Genomic DNA, 16903 nt, shown 5'->3' on the forward strand with positions numbered 1-16903 from the left:
AATCAAAATTTAATTGTAATTTTGCAATGTGCTTGAGCGTGTATTATCACCTTGGCAAAAGAATATGAAAAAGTTTGCTATAATTCTTGTTTTCTCTATCATCTTTGTGACTGTATTCGTTTCGACAACAGGTTGTACGGACAAGAGACCAACGCCTTCAGACAGTGTGGCTGTGGACTCGATACAGTCGGATTCAACTGCGGCCGACACGTTGGAAACACTGATAACGGAACAGCCGATGCCAAAGTCAGCCGATGAACTATTTGATGATTTCTTCTTCAACTTCGCAGCAAACAGAAAACTGCAACGTAAACGTATTCATTTTCCGTTGCCGATCTATCGGGATGGAAAGGTTGAGAAGACGATTCGGAAAGGCGAATGGAAGACAGACAACTTCTTCATGCGACAGGATTTTTATACGTTGATATTTGATAATGCCAAGCAGATGCAGGTTGTCAAGGACACAACCATCGGACATGTCGTTGTGGAGAAAATCTACTTCAAGACAAAGACCGTCAAACAATATCTTTTTAACAGGGTCAATGGTGAGTGGTTGCTGACTTCTATCAATTTCAAGCACATGTATCAGAATAGTAATGCTTCGTTTCTTGCGTTTTATCAAAGGTTTGCGGCAGACTCGGCTTTCCAGATTCAGAGTGTGAACGACCCGCTGAAGTTTGTCGGCCCCGACCCGGATAATGATTTCGCTACGACATCGGGAACGCTATTGCCTGAACAATGGTCTTCTTTTGCACCGGAATTGCCTCGCGACTTGATCTATAATATCATTTATGGGCAAAAATATGTGACTAGCGATCAAAAGATATTCGTCATTCGCGGTATTGCCAATGGCTTGGAAACGGAGTTGACGTTCAAACGTCGCGGTGGAAAGTGGAAATTGACAAAACTATCTATGTAGTGGGAAAGGCTTCGTGCGATGAAAGATTTGAAAGATTATAGGCTTCTGAAGCATAATACATTCGGTATTGATGTGTCGTGCAAGCGTTTCTTGGAATATGCCTCTGTCGATGAAGCCATGGAATTGACTGCGTCTTTGACGGAGGAAGATGACCCTCTGCTGGTCATCGGTGAAGGAAGTAATCTGCTGTTAAAGGGGGATTATCCGGGAACCGTGATTCATTCGGCCGTTCATGGTATTGAAGTGCAGCCAACCACTGATGGATATTGGTTGTTGCGTTGCGGCTCGGGTGAGCTTTTCGACGATGTCGTGGCTTATGCCGTAGCACACGGATATTATGGAATGGAAAATCTTTCGCTGATTCCGGGCGAAGTGGGAGCAAGTGCGGTTCAGAATATCGGTGCATACGGTGTTGAGGCTAAAGACTTTATCGTCGAAGTGGAGGCTGTTGAAATTGTAACCGGAAGGATTGTGAAGTTTACGAACACCGAATGTGAATATGGTTATCGGCAAAGCAAGTTCAAACATGATTGGAAAGAACGCTTCCTGATGACCCATGTTACCTATCGACTGTCAAGCACATTCAATCCAAAATTAAGTTATGGCAACATAAGTTCCAAACTTGCGGAAAAGCATATTAAGAACCCGACAGCCGAGGAATTACGAAATGTAATTATTGAAATCAGACAAGAGAAACTTCCCGACCCAAAGATTATCGGTAATGCCGGTAGTTTTTTCATGAACCCCATAGTCGATGAAGCTAAATATAAGGAGCTGTCGGTCGTTTACCCACAGATGCCATTTTACCGTACATCCGAGAATGCATATAAAATTCCGGCAGGTTGGATGATTGAACAGTGTGGTTGGAAAGGCAAAACATTGGGAAAGGCCGGTGTCTATGAGAAGCAAGCATTGGTGTTGGTCAACCTCGGAGGGGCAACGGGAGAAGAAATTATTGCACTTTATCATGCCGTTCAGCATGATATCAAAGCACGTTTTGGTATAGCAATAAATCCGGAGGTGAACATACGATGAAAGTCGTTTTATTAGGGACAGGCACTTCGCAGGGAGTTCCGGTGTTGGGGTGTGATTGTAAAGTATGTAAAAGTTCCAATCTACATGACCAACGGCTTCGGTCTTCAGCTTTAATAGAAACAGCTTCCACACGTGTGTTGATTGATTGTGGCCCAGATTTCAGGACACAGATGCTGAAACAGCCTTTCCGAAAGATTGATGCTGTGTTGTTGACACATATACACTACGACCATGTAGGAGGTATTGATGACTTGCGACCTTATTGTAAATTCGGGGATATCAATCTCTATGCTGATGCAAGTGTCGTTCAGGGTTTACGCCATAATATGCCTTATTGTTTCCCAACCGAAGGCATATTGTATCCCGGAGTCCCGAGATTGAATTTGCATGAGATAGAAGCCCATAAGCCAATATCTATCGGCGATATGGATATTATACCCGTAAAGGTGATGCATGGTCAACTACCTATCCTCGGATTTAGGATAGGGAAATTGGCCTATATTACGGATATGAAGTATATGGGAGAAACGGAATATCCCTATTTGAACGGGGTAGAGGTTTTGGTTGTCAATGCCTTGCGATGGAAACGGGAACATCACAGCCATCAGTTGATAGGTGATGCCATCGCTTTTTCTAAAAGAATTGGTGCCAAATGCACATATCTCATTCATATGACACACGAGATAGGCTTGCATACAGATGCAAACCGTTTGTTGCCGGAAGGTGTCAAATTTGGTTATGATGGAGAAATTATCACGGTCTGAACTTGCGATAGAGTTTCCAGCCTAAAATAACACCATCAAGCACACTGGCTCCGGTGTTGATAATTCCTGAGATACGCTGTGAAGGGCTTGTGTTCTTTGTACGGTTCCCTGACGGGTGAAAGAGATCGCCCCAAAGACTCCTTATCTTTTGGTCTTCTTTGAGGATATCATCACGTAATTTTTCTCTACGCAACTTGATATCGTTAAGAGATTTATATTCAGCAACAGTTTCCATGAATTACTTGTTAAAAAAGAGAAGGGCTAAAAAACGAACTAGGGGCCGCTCAATCCATTGGTGCCTAAACAGTATACAAAGCATAAGCATCAATAGGTAGAAACCTCCCACAATACAGAACGCTGCTACGTTACCCAAGCTCGAACTAAGTGCAAATGCGGCAGCAAAACTCAGATAAATGAGTGCCAGCATCAGTAGGACGACAAAGATTGCGGAGATCGTGATTGCCGTTAGTAACCGAACAATCTTTTCGAACACATCAAGCTTCAGAGATTCGGTCTGAAGCTCAATGTAGTGTTTCGACACCTCGATGAGTTGTCCTATGGTTTCGATATTCTTATCGTTAGAAAACATACAATCAATCTGTTACTGTTTCCGGTGCAGCATCTTTGATGTCGTCGACCAAATCTTCCACATCCTTTCGTGTGAGTTTGATGTTATGCCTCTTGCAGAAATCATCAACAGCATCTGTGATTTTACTACGTGTGTCTGTTCCCTTTTCCGGGGCCATCAGCAATCCAAGAGCAGCACCGGCTATTGTTCCGCCGATAAAAGCTCCAATGTAACCTAAAGTTTTCATACGCTCAATATTTAATTGTTAGACATAATAATATAAACATCGATCAATACGGACCAATATTAAGGCAAATATAATAAATGTTTTGTAAGTATGCAATGAAATCTATTTCCTTTTTGTTATTTTTTATGTATTTCTTTGATTTAACAAACTTTATGCGCGTTCTTCGCTATTTATTGTGATATATTTCGTACTTTCGCAACAATAAAATTTAAGTCTAATTTCAATAAATAGGAGAATTATGAAAAAAACGTTGGTATTATGTATAGGTCTTTGTTCAGCTTTTGTTTTCACGGGTTGTAAGTCAAGTGAAAGTGCATATAAGAAAGCTTACGAGAAAGCTCAGGCTCAAGCGAACACACAGCAAGCCGAAGAACCACAAACGACTGCTCCCGTTGTGACTCCTTTGGAACAAAAACCGGTAACCGAAACAACCGTTATGGATAATACGGATAATGCCGTTGTTCGTCAAGAAAACTTCTCGGTTATAGGTGGTCCTAATGTCAGAAGTTTTGGTGTGGTAGTTGGATCGTTCTCATTGAAAGCTAATGCAGAGGGACTTCAGAATACACTGAAGAGTGCAGGTTACGATGCCTCTATCATCTATAACAGCGAGCGTAACATGTATCGTGTTGTGGCAACTTCATTTGACAACAAGAACGATGCTGTCAGAAGTCGCGACGCTTTGCGCTCAAAATATGCTGACGCTTGGTTGCTTTTTAAGAAGTAGACCAAGTAGTAGATATTCTCTGGAAGCGAGAGGCATATCTATATGGCGCGTATATTGGCCATAGATTACGGTAAAAAGCGTACGGGCCTGGCTGTGACCGATCCATTAAAGATTATCGCAAATGGATTGGCCACAGTTTCTACTGCGGGATTGATAGATTATCTAAAGGATTATATCGCGAAAGAACAAGTAGAGCGTATTGTGATTGGGAGGCCTCTGCAATTGAATGGAAGTCCGAGTGAGAATCTTGCAAGAGTTGAACAATTTGTCAATCGTTGGCGTAAGGTGATGCCGGAGATACCTATCGATTATTTTGATGAACGCTTTACATCGTCATTGGCCCATCAGGTTATTTTAGATAGTGGCGTCAAAAAAAAGGTGCGCAGGGAAAACAAAGGATTGGTAGACGAAATCTCTGCAACGATCATACTGCAAGACTATATGCGGTACAGAACCTCGGTACTTAAATAAGAAGAAGATTACAGAATGATATTACCTATATATATATATGGACAGCCTGTCTTGCGAAAAGTGGCGAAGGATATAACTCCAGACTATCCCAATCTCAAGGAACTTATCGCAGATATGTTTGAATCATTGACGGCGAGTAATGGTATTGGATTGGCTGCCCCACAAATAGGCAAGGACATTCGGTTGGTCGTTATTGATTTAGATGTATTGAGCGATGACCTCCCCGAGTATAAAGGCTTCCGAAAAGCGTTTATCAATGCACACATCATAGAATTTGATGAATCTTCTCCCAAGGAAACAATGGAAGAAGGTTGTCTTTCGTTACCGGGACTCTCTGAGCGTGTGACGCGTCCGACACGTATCCATGTGAAGTATCAAGATGAAGATTTTGTCGAACATGACGAGTGGGTCGAAGGTTATTTAGCACGCGTCATGCAACATGAGTTCGACCATTTGGATGGAAAGATGTTCATCGACCACCTCCCACCTTTCCGCAAACAGATGATTGTCGGCAAACTGAAAGCCATGTTGAAAGGAAAGGTCAACTGTGCTTATCGCACGAAAGTCGTGTGCAAGTAGTTTCCGACAATGTTGAGGCGCCTACTAATCTTAATCACCTTTTCTTTTACTGTGCATGCTGTAGGCCTTGCACAGTACAACACACAGCGTTTGCTTGACGTAAGTGCGACGGCCTTGGATAATAAAGACTTTGTGGTTGTTATCCAATATTGCAACAACATCATTTCCAACCGCCCCAATCTCTACAAGGCATGGTTTTACCGGGGCGTAGCCAAGCATTGCTTAGGCGATTATACGGGGGCCGAAGAGGACTACAATCAGGCTGTAAAACTCAATCCTTATGTGCACGAACTCTTTCGTGAACGAGCCAATAACCGAATGTCTCTGAAGACATACGACCTTGCTACCGAAGATTACAGTCGTGCCATTGCACTGTCTCCCGACAATAAGGAATATTGGTTCAACCGGGCCTTGTCGCGCTATTATCAAAAGGACGTGAAACAGACTCGCCAAGACCTGCAATACATTCTGAAGCGATGGCCCACTTTGCCCAATACCTATGCCTTGATGACTGAAACCTATCTGAATGCCAACGACACACTGAATGCGCGTCGATGGGTAGAGAAGACATTGAAAGTCAATCCCTACGATGGCAACTCTTGGTCGATATTGGGCCGTCTTTGCCTGCGAAGAAATAATTGGAACAAGGCAGAACAGGCTTTCAGTCAGGCCATACACTATACGCCCAACGTGGTCAACAACTACACCTATCGGGCGATGTGCCGGGTAAACCTGAACCGCTTGGGGCAGGCGATGGACGACTTCGACAAGGCCATCGAAATGGACCCCAACAGTTTCCTTGCCCACTACAACCGCGGACTGTTGGGGGTTACCGTAGGCGACGACAACAAGGCCATCAGAGACTTCAGCTTTGTCTTGCGCTTGGAACCCAACAACCTTCAAGCCTTATACAACCGTGCCCTGCTGCTTGACAGGGTGGGAAACTATACCGAGGCCATAGCCGATTATTCCCGCGTCATCAATAAGTTTCCCAACTTTTGGGCAGGCCTGTTGAACCGTGCCAAGTGCTATCGCCATTTGGGCATGACGGCCAAGGCCGAGCTCGACGAGTTCCGTGTGCTCAAGGCGCAGATGAACAAGCACCTGGGCATTCAGCAACGCTGGAGCAAGGAGAAGTTGCGTCAAGTAAGGAAGATGAACGACTTCGACATCGAGAAATACGACCGCTGGATCGTCCTTGGCGAAGAGGTCTCGACCCCGCAGTATTCAAGCAATATCCGGGGATATATCCAGAACCGCCGGGTGTCTACCGATTACATGCCGATGTATTTCCTGTCCTATCAATCCTACACCAACGGGGTGAACGATTATCAGGTGTCGAGTAAAGAGGTCGATGGGTTCAACGAACGGCAGGCACCCTTGCACAAGCTCTACGTCACTTGCCGTACGGTTCCGGCCAACGAGCAGCAAGCCAAGCAATATTTCCGTTTGATAGAGCGTCTTTCCGAGCGCATCAATAAGTTCTCCGACCCGAAAGCACTGCCTTCACTGTTGTTGCAGCGGGCCGTAGCCTATACGGCAACCTACGATTACGCGGACGCCTTGAACGACCTTTCTGCCTGCATCGAGCAAGACTCCACCCTCTCCATGGCCTATTGGCAACGGGCGGCCTGCCTCATCCTGTCCGCCAATAACGAAAATACCACTGCATCGGACGAGTTGGTCATCAAGAAAGCCATCGATGATTTGAAAAAGGCGATGGCACTCAATGCCGATAATCCCTACCTGCACTACGATTTAGGCAACGCCTATGCCTTGCAGAAAGATTATGCCCGTGCGATGGTCTGCTACGACAAGGCCCTAAAGCTCGATAGCCGTATCGCCGAGGCCTATTACAACCGTGGCCTTGTCAAGATAGCCCTACAGCAACAGACCGAAGGGCTCAAAGACCTTGGCAAGGCAGGCGAACTCGGCCTCTACGATGCCTATGGAGTGATAAAGCAGGTCGAGAAGTGAGGTCCTGAAAGCCACCCCAGCCTCCCCAAGGGAAATACCCACCCCGACCCTCCCCAAGGGAGGGAGAGACACCCACCCCAGCCCTCCCCAAGGGAGGGAGACGAGGCTTGCGGGCAAATCATAATTATGAATTATGAATTTTGAATTATAAATTAAAAAAGAACGGGCCTTGCGGATAGTTATTCGCAAGGCCTGTTTTTTGTGTAGGGGGGGTACTTAAAGTCCCTGAGAAGCTATACTTAAAGATGTTGAGGACTTATACTTAAGGTCCTTAAGGAGTTATACTTAAAGATGTCGAGGACTTATACTTAAAGTCCCTGAGGACTTATACTTAGTGTCCTTTGGTATAGATAGTATGTATAGGGAAAGATAGATAGTATGTATAGAAGGCTATAGATACTATATGTAGGAAAGGATAGATAGTATGTATAGGAAGCTATAGATACTATATATAGAAGAGGATAGATAGTATCTATACGACAGGATGCCTATTGAAGGTAGGATAGGACTTCCAGTGGAGGTACGAGAGGACTTCCATTGGAGGTCGGGGAGGGGGCTAGGGGAGAGGCTTTTGGGAGAGTTGAGTTTGGTGTTACTCTTTGCTATTACGATTGGATTTGGCTTCCACGGCTTTGCGCTTGAGCATGTCGAGGCGGTCGAAAGCCTGTTGGCGAGTGTGGTTGATTTGGAAACGATAGACGGCACAGGTGGCGAAGAAGTAGAGGGCGGCCTGTATCCAAAGGGCAATGAGTTCGGGGCGGATATCGTGAAGGTTGCCGCCCATGCTACTGAGGCGCAGGAAGCCGCGCACGCCAAAGGTTGATGGGAACACACTGGCCACGTATTGCCAGATGGCGGGCATGTTGGTCTGCGGCCACGAGATGCCGGTCATGAAGAGTAGCGGCAGAGAGGTGAAGACGACGAGGAGCATCACGTTTTCCCGGTATCTCACAAGGGCCGAGAGGGCCATTCCGAAGAAGATGACGGCCAGGAGGAAGGGCGTCAGCAGGGCAACGAGTTCTGGTCCGCCTGCCATGGTAGTGAAGCGGAAGAAGTGGGGCACGCAGCGTGTGAGGTAGGCTGCCATAAGGGCGAAGACCATGAAATAACACAGGGCCTTTCCGAAGACAATACGGAAGACGCCGACGTAGTGCTTGCTGATGGGAATGAGTTCGCGGTAGCGGTTGTTCTCGCGTGCTGTTCCGGCGGCAAGTCCGATGCCGAGCAGGAGGGTTTGCTGTAGAATAAGGATAAGCACGCCGGGGATAATGGCGTTGCCATAGCCGCCCGTGGTGTTGAAGAGGGGCACTTCCTCAACATCGAGCGGCTGGGTGGTCAGCTCTTCGTCGCGGTCGGTGTAGTTGGTCGACCGGGCTATTTGTATGCCGGCGTTGATGTCGGTGGCTACGGATTGGGCAGTCTGATAGATGGCCTTGTAGGTGAGCATGAGGCTCATGTCGCAATAGACGCCGATGTGGGCCTGTTCTCCCCGATTAAGTTTATGGCTGAAGTCGCTCGGGAAGTAGAGCACGCCGCGCACCACTTGTTTGGCCACGAGGTCTCGGGCTTCGTCGATGTTGTCGCAGAAGTAGGCCGTCTTTGTCTCCGGACTTGCATCGAAGGCGCGGATGAAACGACGGGAGGTTTGGCTGTGGCTTTGGTCGACGATGGCCACGGGCACGTCGCGGACGACCTCGTTGTTGTAGATCCACGAGTAGAGCAGCGGGTAGGCTATGGGGACGAGTATGAAGAAGATGAGCACGCCTTCGTCGGTGACGGTGGAGCGCATTTCCTTGGCCCAGATATAGCACATGTCTTTGAGGCCGTTGACGATTTTCTGTAGCAAACTGTGTTTCTCCATTAGGGAATGTAAACGTATAAGAGCATGGAACGCTTGATGTTCCACAACGTGAAGAGGGGCAGCAGGCTGAAGCACACGAGGGCGGCGATGTTGAACCATGCGTCGGCGAGTGGAAAGCCATTGAAGATGCCGATTTGATAGATCATGTAGTAGTGGCGCAAGGGGAAGAGCTGTGCGACTCCCTCAAGGAAAGGACTCATGGCAAAGGCGGGATAGGTGGCACCGCTGGTTGAGAAGCTAATCATGGCCCAAAGCGAACAGACACTCATCGACATGCGGAGGCTGGGCATGAGTCCGAAAGCAAAGATGCCGAAGCCTTGAGCTGAGGTGACGGCGAGAAGCCCCAGCAGGAGGATGGGGAAGATGCCGCCGGGATGGGGGAATTCCAACACGTAGTAGATGTAGAACTCAAAGGCATAGAAGATTGTGAGAAAGAGCATCAGCTGTGGCAGAAGTTTGCCAAGCAGGGCGACCCATGTTTTGTTGTCGGCCATGGCCATCCACTCTCTTGAGCGTTTGAACTTGAGTTCTGTCCCGATGGAATAAGGCGTGATGAGGAAGACGAACAGCATCAGGAGTCCGGGCACCATTGCAGTGGTGAGATAAACGTTGTAGTTGGCCCACGGGTTTCCGATCATATGAAGATCAAGGGCTATCGGTTGCAAGAAGGTGCGTATCTCGTTGCCGGTCTTTCCCACGGCAGCGAGCTTTTGTTGGCCGACGGCTGCTGAACCTAACGCGGCCACGGTTTTAAGGTCTCGGTAGAGCATGGACCCAGCGACGAGGGTGACGTTGCTGTAGTAGAAGGATATCTTGGGTTGGCTTGCAGTGGCAAGTCCTGTTGTTGTGCCTCGAGGAATGTAGAGAAAGGCGTAGATTTTGTTTTCTTGTATAGCCTTCCGGGCTTGGTTCACGTTATCGTAGGTGGCGGCGACCTTAGTGGTTTGGAAAGCGTCGAGCCGGCGAATCATGGCCCGGGTTGTTGTGGTGTTATCAAGGTCGACCACTCCGACGGGCATGTCGGTCGGTACGCCGGCCTGCATCATCGAGGTGAAGAACCAGATGATGAAGATGGGAAACAACACCATGCAGAACCAGTAGATGGGGTTCTTGATGATGATGCCGCATTCGCGAAGGGCAATCTTGTATATCTGTCGGAGGATATGCATTTATTTCTTGATCAAACTCATACCGGGACGCAATCCGTCGAGCTTGTCGAGGGGGCGTGCTTTCACTTCAAAGGTTTTAAGGTCGTATGCTCCGGTGGTCTTGGTGGCCTTCCACACGGCGTAGCTTCCTTGATCCTTGATGTAGAAGACTTTCATTCTTATTGTTTTGTTGAAGGCAGGGACGAAGGCCTTGAACGTGTCTCCGAGTTTCATGCCGTTGAGTCTGTCTTCGCGAATGTTGAAGGAGCCCCACTGGTCGTCCAAGAGGGATATGCTCATGATGGGCGAGCCGAGTCCTACGAGTTCGCCAACCTTCGGATAGACATCGCTGACTTCTCCCTCCACTTGTGCCACTTGGACGGTTTCTTTCAACAGGGAGTTGACTACATCTACGGCGCCCTTTGCTGCTTGTGCGTTGTTGGCAACGATTCGCTTCTCTTGTGTCCTTGCTCCGTTCTTTACCATTTCATACTGGCTTTCAGCGGCTTTGACTTGCGCCTCTGAAGCCTTGAAGGCAGCGAAAGCCTCGTCACGTTTCTGTCCGCTGATGACACCTTCGTTGTAGAGGTTCTGCATGCGGTTGTAGGTCTTCCGCGTTATCTCGGCGGCGGCCTTCGCCTGCTGCACCAGTTCGAAAGCCCCTTGTATCTGTTCCTTTCGTGCCCCGGCATCGGTGAGGTCCTGCAAAGCTTGGGCTGCAGCTCCTGTTGCTTGGACGACTTTCTTCTGTGCGTCGATTTCGGGGATTTCGAGAATAGCCAAAGTGTCTCCTATGTGTACGAAGTCGCCTTCTTTCACGCGAAGCTCAACGATGCGGCCGGGCAACTTGCACGATACCCGGTATTCAGAAACCTCGACTTCGCCCTGAATGGTATCGTCTCCTCTGTCGAGCGTGAGGAAGCCGATGAGTCCGACAACAACAATGACGAGAACGAAGCCGATGATGGCAAGTAGAATGTTGTTATGTTGTGATTTTGCTGACATGATAGGTTTGTTTCCTTTAGATGTTAATAAACTAATACGCCGAGGGCCTTTTGCAGGTTCACTTGTGCCAGTTTAACCTCGACTTCCGCGTCAATCTGTTGGCTTTGGGCCTGCTGCCATGCTGTCTGTGCTGCCATAACGTCTGTCGTCTCCATGACTCCTTCTTTGAAGCCGATGTTGGCGCAACGCAGGTTCTCTTCTGCACTCTTGATGTTCTTGCGGGCCATCATCAGGCGTTTGTGGGCCTCTTTCACCTTGAACCGGCTTTGCGTAACTTGAAGATTGATTTTTTCTTGTGCGTCGGAGAGTTCCATTCGGGCCATGCTTGTGGCAACCTTCGATGCTCTTATTTTATAGGCACCGTCGAACCAGTTCCACACGGGGACATGCACGATGACGCCCACGTTCCATGTTCCGGCGAACTTGCGCTCGAAGCCGTTGAAAAGGTTGGGATTGCTGATAAGGTAGCCGCCTGTGAGCATGACATGGGGCAGGTAGGCGGCACGGACGAGTCGGGTTACCTGTTGGCTAATGTCGACCATGTTCTGCAACGTTCGAAGTTCGGGACGGTTGTTGTTGGCCGATGATTTGTCTGCAACATCGGTCGACAGTTCTTCAAGGTTGACGTTCAATTGCTTTCTGTCTTCATCGGCCAAGACGATGTCTTGCTCCATCGGGAGTCCGCAGAGTTGACAGAGCAGCATCTTTGCTAAGGCAAGGCCGTCTTCGACCTGTGTCACCTGCATCTCGGCTTCGTTAACCTTGACATCTACCTTCAAACCTGCAGCCCGTGTGGTTATCCCTTGACGGATCATCTTCTTCACGTCGCTGTCCAACTTCTTCACCAAGTTGAGATAGCTGTTCGCAAGCACTTGTTTCTGCTTCAGAGAAACGACGAGCCAGTAAGCTTGGTCAATGCTGTAGAGCGTTGCCTGTGTCTTTGTGTCGGCATCGTTGGCCGCTAACTGCTCGTTGATGGTTGCAATAGTATTGATAGCCGTTATGGCTCCACCCATGTAGATGGGCTGCCGAACCATGATGGCTCCGCCCCAAATATGATGGGTGTTGGTCTCCAAAGCCTTGGTGATGGATTGTCCTATTTCATTGCCGGTTGCCGCCATGGGAGCACCGACTTGGTTTACCATGCCATTGATTTGTTGTGCAACGGCGGGAGTGATGATGCCTTGCCGCACAAGTCCGGTAATCATGCCGGTGAGGCTTCCGCCGGCTGCAGTTGCGAGGTTGGTGCCCAAGTTGTTGAGAGCCGACTGCTGGTCCTTGCTCAAGAGTGAAATCGATTCACTGAAGTATTGATAGCCCCCCGCCGCATCCACTTTCGGCAGATACTTCGTTCTGGCAGCCTTTCGGATATTCAGTGCCATCTCCTGCTTCAACTTGGAGACGTTGATCTGTTTGTTGTTGTGCAAAGCCAACGCGCGACAACTGTCGAGGGTCAGAACCTTCTGGGCCGCGATAGGAAGACCAACGCTACAAAGGGTTAGTATGAAAAATATCTTCTTCATCTCTTATGACTGATGTCTTATTTTAGCGTAAAGCTTCGGGAACCGATCATGTTACCGTCGGCAAAGATGCTGACGTTATAAGTGCCTTCCATTAATGCTTGGTTAACGTTCCAATACAAGGTGACGGGGATTTCCTGCCCTCCGTATTCAATGGTCTTCTGCATAGAACTTGCAAGACTTTTGTTCTCATATTGGAACGACCCTCCGCCTGCAAGTAGTGTGCCCGTTGGCGAAGTGATACGCACGTAAATGGTCTTCGTGCCGTTTCCTGCAGTGACATTCTTGGTAATAGTGAAGTTCAGTTGCAAGGCTGTACATTTCTTTATCTTATTCGTTGTCTTTCCATGTTTGTCCTTTGCCTGCAGACTAATGCCTGTAGCATCAAGTTGTGAAGCAATGGCAACCTTTTCAGAGAGTGTAGCCTTCTCACTACTCAAACCTTCTATCTGACGGGTAGCCTCGGCATATTGTCCTTTGATTTGTGTGTTTTCTGCGGTCAAATTCTGGTTCAGTCTGTTGAGCGAATCAATTTCAATGATATAACTTCTCAGAACTTCTCTTACCGTAGCCAATTCTTTTTTGAGTCGTGCTATCTCTGCAGCATCGGTGGTTTTGACGTTTCTAAGTTCAGCCAACAGACGTTGTGTGCGCTCTTGCTCCGCCGTTAGTTGGGCAATGATAGAATCATTGCTGATTTTCGTCTTCATCTCGCTATATTGGTTGGCAAACTGCTGATATTCGTTTTCCATTTCCTTTTTGTCAAGTTCAGCCAACTCCTGCATCGCTTTGTTTTCTTTCTTCTGGTTATCCAGCGTGACCCACAGATAAATAACTCCGGCCACAAGGAACAATCCAATGATAATCATTGGAATCAATAGCTTCTTATTCATATTGCTGTTTAGCTTCTAACGTTGATTAACAACGCAAATTTACCTATTAAATCTTAATTGGCAAAGGTTTTTTAATGTGTAAACTTTAATAGTATGCTTTTTTAGCATTTTTACCGAAAAAAAGGACAACATTAAAATATTTTTCTTAATTTTGTCGCCCCAAACAATAGCGAACAAATAAGATGAAGACAAGAGGGTTCTTTAAGAAAGCATTCTACCTCTATTATGATGGCTTCCGACAGATGACTTTGGGTAGAACATTATGGTTGATTATCCTGATTAAACTGTTTGTCATCTTTGCGGTGTTGAAGTTGTTCTTTTTTCCTGATTTTATCGGGACTCGGGCAAAGGTTGGAGGTGAAGCCGACTTTGTCAATTCGCAGTTAGAACAACGTATGCCTTGAAAGCATCGCCTTCACAGCTTGATTTACGAAACAATTTAATAAATACTCAAAAATTACATTATGATGCATCAAATATTGGATGTCAGTGCAGCCACAATAGACTGGTCACGGGCACAATTTGCATTGACTGCCATTTATCATTGGCTGTTTGTTCCATTGACGTTGGGACTGGCTGTGATTATGGGAATTGCCGAAACCTGTTATTACCGTACACGGAAGCAGTTCTGGAAAGACGCTTCCATGTATTGGCAAAAACTCTTTGGGATAAATTTTGCTATGGGAGTTGCTACGGGTATTATCCTTGAATTCGAGTTCGGGACCAACTGGAGCAATTACTCGTGGTTTGTGGGTGACATCTTCGGAGCTCCACTTGCTATAGAAGGAATCCTTGCCTTTTTCATGGAAAGTACTTTTGTAGCTGTGATGTTTTTCGGGTGGAAAAAAGTATCGGCCGGATTCCATTTGGCTTCAACATGGCTCACAGGTATCGGGGCGACCCTCTCGGCTTGGTGGATATTAGTGGCTAATGCATGGATGCAATATCCTATTGGGCAGGAGTTTAATCCCGATACCATGCGTTTCGAAATGAATTCCTTTTGGGAGGTAGCCGTTTCTCCTTTTGCCGTAAACAAGTTCTGTCACACCATTACTTCCTCGTGGATTATCGGGGCCATCTTCGTTGTCGGAGTGAGTAGTTGGTATCTCTTGAAAGGTCGCGAAAGGCAGTTGGCTGTCAACAGCATGAAGATTGCTACGGTTGTCGGTCTTTGTGCTTCACTCTTGGCAGCGTTCACCGGTGACGGTTCTGCTTATCAAGTGGCAAAGGTTCAGCCGATGAAACTCGCAGCCATGGAGGCACTCTACAACGGAGGCCACTCACAGCCTCTGACTGCTGTCGCTTGGGTATCGCCCTTCGAGCAGCCTGACTATCAAAAAGGACAGGAACCACCTTTCAAGATAGGTATTCCCAAGGCACTCTCTTTCTTGGCCACACGCGATTTCGACGGCTATGTGCCCGGTGTGAACGACATTATCGCCGGTTACACGAAGGCAGACGGGGTCAGAGAGCCTTCCGTGACCGAGAAGATACAGCGCGGACGTAAGGCAATCTTGGCATTGCAGCAATACCGTACGGGGAAGAAAGACGTGACCACACGTAAGACCTTGGTAGACAATATCCGATACTTCGGCTATGGCTACGTGAAGTCGGCCGACCAAATCGTGCCGAATATCCCCATTAGCTTCTGGGCATTCCGTGTCATGGTGGGACTGGGTTGCCTCTTCATTCTCTTTTTCCTTGTTGCCGGCCACATCACATGGCGCAAGGACATCACGCACCGTCGTTGGCACTGGCTCCACATTGCAGCCATTGTGCTTGTGCCTTTGGCTTATGTGGCCAGTGAAGCAGGCTGGATTGTAGCAGAAATGGGGCGTCAGCCATGGACCATTCAAGACATGCTACCCACATGGGTTGCCGTGAGCGACCTCCATTCGGGCAGCATCATGCTGACGTTCTTCCTGTTCCTCGTGCTCTTCACGACCATGCTTGCCGTCGAAATCAACATTCTTTTGAAACAAATCAAGAAGGGGATGGAGGCCCCGAACGTATGACATATACATTCTTACAGCATTATTGGTGGTTGCTCGTTTCCGTGTTGGGTGCCTTGTTAGTGTTCCTCATGTTCGTGCAGGGGGCAAACTCTCTACTCTTCAGTCTGGGGCATACGCCCGAAGAGCGCCGCTTGGTTATCAACTCCACCGGTCGCAAGTGGGAGTTCACCTTCACCACACTTGTCACCTTCGGCGGCGCATTCTTCGCCTCGTTCCCGTTGTTCTACAGCACAAGCTTCGGCGGAGCCTATTGGTTGTGGATGATCATTCTTTTTACGTTTGTGTTGCAGGCCGTGAGTTATGAGTTCCAGAACAAGCTCGGCAATCTGCTCGGCCCCCGCACCTTCCAATGCTTCCTTGTCATCAACGGAATCCTTGGCCCGTTGCTCTTGGGCGGAGCTGTCGCCACGTTCTTCAACGGCAGCAACTTCCTTGTCAACAAGATGAACATCACCGACACGCTGCAGCCCGTCATCAGCCGTTGGGCCAATGCAAGCAACGGACTCGACGCGCTGCTCGACCCATGGAACCTCGTCTTCGGACTGTCGGTCATGTTCTTGGCCCGCGTCTTAGGGTTGTTCTACATCATCAACAACGTGGCCGACGGAGCCATCAACACCCGTGCCCGCCGCCACCTTATATATAACGTGGTACCTTTCCTCGTGCTGTTCCTCTCGTTTCTTGTGCGCACACTACTGAAAGATGGCTTTGCCTACAATCCCGAAACAGGCACGATTTTCATGGAACCGATGAAATACCTGCACAACATGACCGTGATGTGGTATGTTTCACTTGTCTTCCTCACGGGCGTCGTCCTGTTGCTCTTCGCCGTCGTGCGAACAATGATGAAGCCCGATTATCTTCGCGGCATCTGGCCTGCAGGCATCGGCGTCGTTCTCACGGTGATAGCCCTCCTGCTCTTCGCCGGCTGGAACAACACGGCCTATTATCCTTCTACGGCCGACCTACAGAGCAGCCTGACCATCGTGAACAGTTGCAGCAGCAAGTTCACCCTGAGTGCGATGTCCGTTGTCTCGTTGCTGATACCCTTTGTCTTGGCCTACATCTTCTACGCTTGGCGCGCCATCGATAGTAAGAAGATCGACCGTGAGGAAATCGAAAACGACGAAGCGTATTAAGAATACCTAACACCAGACACCCAAATACCTCCCCC

At 48.1% G+C, this 16903-nt stretch carries 18 protein-coding genes; 10 read left to right on the top strand and 8 right to left on the bottom strand.

All coding sequences use genetic code 11. The features are described from left to right. Positions 1-64 precede the first annotated feature (64 nt). From HMPREF9944_RS05715 to HMPREF9944_RS05725, 3 genes are read left to right on the top strand one after another with little or no spacing between them, the layout of a single operon-like run. The gene (locus HMPREF9944_RS05715) at positions 65-919 is read left to right on the top strand and encodes a DUF4348 domain-containing protein (protein WP_008565089.1); all 855 of its coding nucleotides are present in this window, start codon (positions 65-67) and stop codon (positions 917-919) included. A gap of 18 nt (positions 920-937) precedes the next feature. After that, positions 938-1954, top strand: coding sequence for a UDP-N-acetylmuramate dehydrogenase (murB, locus tag HMPREF9944_RS05720; RefSeq protein WP_008565090.1), 1017 nt, complete (start codon positions 938-940; stop codon positions 1952-1954). Continuing rightward, positions 1951-2718, top strand: a complete 768-nt coding sequence (locus HMPREF9944_RS05725; protein WP_008565091.1) for an MBL fold metallo-hydrolase — start codon at positions 1951-1953, stop codon at positions 2716-2718. Before murB ends, HMPREF9944_RS05725 begins: the two co-directional genes overlap by 4 nt. On the opposite strand, the gene HMPREF9944_RS05730 is transcribed toward HMPREF9944_RS05725, so the two are convergent. The 3 genes from HMPREF9944_RS05730 to HMPREF9944_RS05740 are packed head-to-tail and all read right to left on the bottom strand — an operon-like array spanning position 2708 to position 3533. Further along, positions 2708-2953: a hypothetical protein gene (locus HMPREF9944_RS05730; protein WP_008565092.1), complete on the bottom strand. Its 246-nt coding sequence runs from the start codon at positions 2951-2953 to the stop codon at positions 2708-2710. The two genes, HMPREF9944_RS05725 and HMPREF9944_RS05730, sit on opposite strands and share 11 nt — an antisense overlap. Before the next feature lie 3 nt (positions 2954-2956). Further along, on the bottom strand, positions 2957-3307 hold the full coding sequence (locus tag HMPREF9944_RS05735; RefSeq protein WP_008565093.1) for a phage holin family protein: 351 nt from the start codon (positions 3305-3307) through the stop codon (positions 2957-2959). 4 nt (positions 3308-3311) lie between these two features. Beyond that, positions 3312-3533: a YtxH domain-containing protein gene (locus tag HMPREF9944_RS05740; protein ID WP_008565094.1), complete on the bottom strand. Its 222-nt coding sequence runs from the start codon at positions 3531-3533 to the stop codon at positions 3312-3314. Between the two features lie 238 nt (positions 3534-3771). Between HMPREF9944_RS05740 and HMPREF9944_RS05745 the strand changes: the two genes are divergently transcribed. From HMPREF9944_RS05745 to HMPREF9944_RS05760, 4 genes are read left to right on the top strand one after another with little or no spacing between them, the layout of a single operon-like run. Beyond that, positions 3772-4260: an SPOR domain-containing protein gene (locus HMPREF9944_RS05745; protein WP_008565096.1), complete on the top strand. Its 489-nt coding sequence runs from the start codon at positions 3772-3774 to the stop codon at positions 4258-4260. A gap of 42 nt (positions 4261-4302) precedes the next feature. After that, positions 4303-4731, top strand: a complete 429-nt coding sequence (ruvX, locus tag HMPREF9944_RS05750; protein ID WP_008565097.1) for a Holliday junction resolvase RuvX — start codon at positions 4303-4305, stop codon at positions 4729-4731. 15 nt (positions 4732-4746) lie between these two features. Then, a complete protein-coding gene (gene def, locus HMPREF9944_RS05755) occupies positions 4747-5310 on the top strand; it encodes a peptide deformylase (protein WP_008565098.1) in 564 nt (187 codons plus the stop codon). A 9-nt stretch (positions 5311-5319) separates the two neighbouring features. Further along, positions 5320-7287, top strand: coding sequence for a tetratricopeptide repeat protein (locus HMPREF9944_RS05760; protein WP_008565100.1), 1968 nt, complete (start codon positions 5320-5322; stop codon positions 7285-7287). A 592-nt stretch (positions 7288-7879) separates the two neighbouring features. Here HMPREF9944_RS05760 and HMPREF9944_RS05765 read toward each other — a convergent pair. The 5 genes from HMPREF9944_RS05765 to HMPREF9944_RS05785 are packed head-to-tail and all read right to left on the bottom strand — an operon-like array spanning position 7880 to position 13714. Then, complete coding sequence (locus HMPREF9944_RS05765; protein WP_008565101.1) at positions 7880-9148, bottom strand: ABC transporter permease; 1269 nt, start codon at positions 9146-9148, stop codon at positions 7880-7882. Beyond that, entirely contained in the window at positions 9148-10317 is a 1170-nt protein-coding gene (locus tag HMPREF9944_RS05770; RefSeq protein WP_008565103.1) for an ABC transporter permease, read from the bottom strand. Before HMPREF9944_RS05770 ends, HMPREF9944_RS05765 begins: the two co-directional genes overlap by 1 nt. Beyond that, positions 10318-11301, bottom strand: coding sequence for an HlyD family secretion protein (locus tag HMPREF9944_RS05775; RefSeq protein WP_008565105.1), 984 nt, complete (start codon positions 11299-11301; stop codon positions 10318-10320). 23 nt (positions 11302-11324) lie between these two features. Continuing rightward, positions 11325-12824, bottom strand: a complete 1500-nt coding sequence (locus HMPREF9944_RS05780; protein ID WP_008565106.1) for a TolC family protein — start codon at positions 12822-12824, stop codon at positions 11325-11327. A 17-nt stretch (positions 12825-12841) separates the two neighbouring features. Further along, positions 12842-13714 carry a GumC domain-containing protein gene (locus HMPREF9944_RS05785; RefSeq protein WP_008565107.1) on the bottom strand — a complete coding sequence of 291 codons (873 nt, stop codon included), beginning with the start codon at positions 13712-13714 and terminating at the stop codon, positions 12842-12844. Positions 13715-13896: 182 nt separating this feature from the next. Between HMPREF9944_RS05785 and HMPREF9944_RS05790 the strand changes: the two genes are divergently transcribed. The 3 genes from HMPREF9944_RS05790 to HMPREF9944_RS05800 are packed head-to-tail and all read left to right on the top strand — an operon-like array spanning position 13897 to position 16868. After that, positions 13897-14118: a DUF4492 domain-containing protein gene (locus HMPREF9944_RS05790; RefSeq protein WP_008565108.1), complete on the top strand. Its 222-nt coding sequence runs from the start codon at positions 13897-13899 to the stop codon at positions 14116-14118. A 60-nt stretch (positions 14119-14178) separates the two neighbouring features. After that, a complete protein-coding gene (locus HMPREF9944_RS05795) occupies positions 14179-15729 on the top strand; it encodes a cytochrome ubiquinol oxidase subunit I (RefSeq protein ID WP_008565109.1) in 1551 nt (516 codons plus the stop codon). Beyond that, positions 15726-16868 carry a cytochrome d ubiquinol oxidase subunit II gene (locus HMPREF9944_RS05800; protein ID WP_008565110.1) on the top strand — a complete coding sequence of 381 codons (1143 nt, stop codon included), beginning with the start codon at positions 15726-15728 and terminating at the stop codon, positions 16866-16868. The genes HMPREF9944_RS05795 and HMPREF9944_RS05800 overlap by 4 nt, the downstream gene beginning before the upstream one ends. Positions 16869-16903 lie beyond the last annotated feature (35 nt).

The organism is Segatella maculosa OT 289, from assembly GCF_000243015.1.
Taxonomy (GTDB): domain Bacteria; phylum Bacteroidota; class Bacteroidia; order Bacteroidales; family Bacteroidaceae; genus Prevotella; species Prevotella maculosa.

What these genes read in the sequence shown, in the direction of transcription:
- HMPREF9944_RS05715 (WP_008565089.1), top strand. Translation starts at nt 65, where the DNA reads ATGAAAAAGTTTGCTATAATTCTTGTTTTCTCTATCATCTTTGTGACT.
- murB (WP_008565090.1), top strand. Translation starts at nt 938, where the DNA reads ATGAAAGATTTGAAAGATTATAGGCTTCTGAAGCATAATACATTCGGT.
- HMPREF9944_RS05725 (WP_008565091.1), top strand. Translation starts at nt 1,951, where the DNA reads ATGAAAGTCGTTTTATTAGGGACAGGCACTTCGCAGGGAGTTCCGGTG.
- HMPREF9944_RS05730 (WP_008565092.1), bottom strand. Translation starts at nt 2,953, where the DNA reads ATGGAAACTGTTGCTGAATATAAATCTCTTAACGATATCAAGTTGCGT.
- HMPREF9944_RS05735 (WP_008565093.1), bottom strand. Translation starts at nt 3,307, where the DNA reads ATGTTTTCTAACGATAAGAATATCGAAACCATAGGACAACTCATCGAG.
- HMPREF9944_RS05740 (WP_008565094.1), bottom strand. Translation starts at nt 3,533, where the DNA reads ATGAAAACTTTAGGTTACATTGGAGCTTTTATCGGCGGAACAATAGCC.
- HMPREF9944_RS05745 (WP_008565096.1), top strand. Translation starts at nt 3,772, where the DNA reads ATGAAAAAAACGTTGGTATTATGTATAGGTCTTTGTTCAGCTTTTGTT.
- ruvX (WP_008565097.1), top strand. Translation starts at nt 4,303, where the DNA reads ATGGCGCGTATATTGGCCATAGATTACGGTAAAAAGCGTACGGGCCTG.
- def (WP_008565098.1), top strand. Translation starts at nt 4,747, where the DNA reads ATGATATTACCTATATATATATATGGACAGCCTGTCTTGCGAAAAGTG.
- HMPREF9944_RS05760 (WP_008565100.1), top strand. Translation starts at nt 5,320, where the DNA reads ATGTTGAGGCGCCTACTAATCTTAATCACCTTTTCTTTTACTGTGCAT.
- HMPREF9944_RS05765 (WP_008565101.1), bottom strand. Translation starts at nt 9,148, where the DNA reads ATGGAGAAACACAGTTTGCTACAGAAAATCGTCAACGGCCTCAAAGAC.
- HMPREF9944_RS05770 (WP_008565103.1), bottom strand. Translation starts at nt 10,317, where the DNA reads ATGCATATCCTCCGACAGATATACAAGATTGCCCTTCGCGAATGCGGC.
- HMPREF9944_RS05775 (WP_008565105.1), bottom strand. Translation starts at nt 11,301, where the DNA reads ATGTCAGCAAAATCACAACATAACAACATTCTACTTGCCATCATCGGC.
- HMPREF9944_RS05780 (WP_008565106.1), bottom strand. Translation starts at nt 12,824, where the DNA reads ATGAAGAAGATATTTTTCATACTAACCCTTTGTAGCGTTGGTCTTCCT.
- HMPREF9944_RS05785 (WP_008565107.1), bottom strand. Translation starts at nt 13,714, where the DNA reads ATGAATAAGAAGCTATTGATTCCAATGATTATCATTGGATTGTTCCTT.
- HMPREF9944_RS05790 (WP_008565108.1), top strand. Translation starts at nt 13,897, where the DNA reads ATGAAGACAAGAGGGTTCTTTAAGAAAGCATTCTACCTCTATTATGAT.
- HMPREF9944_RS05795 (WP_008565109.1), top strand. Translation starts at nt 14,179, where the DNA reads ATGATGCATCAAATATTGGATGTCAGTGCAGCCACAATAGACTGGTCA.
- HMPREF9944_RS05800 (WP_008565110.1), top strand. Translation starts at nt 15,726, where the DNA reads ATGACATATACATTCTTACAGCATTATTGGTGGTTGCTCGTTTCCGTG.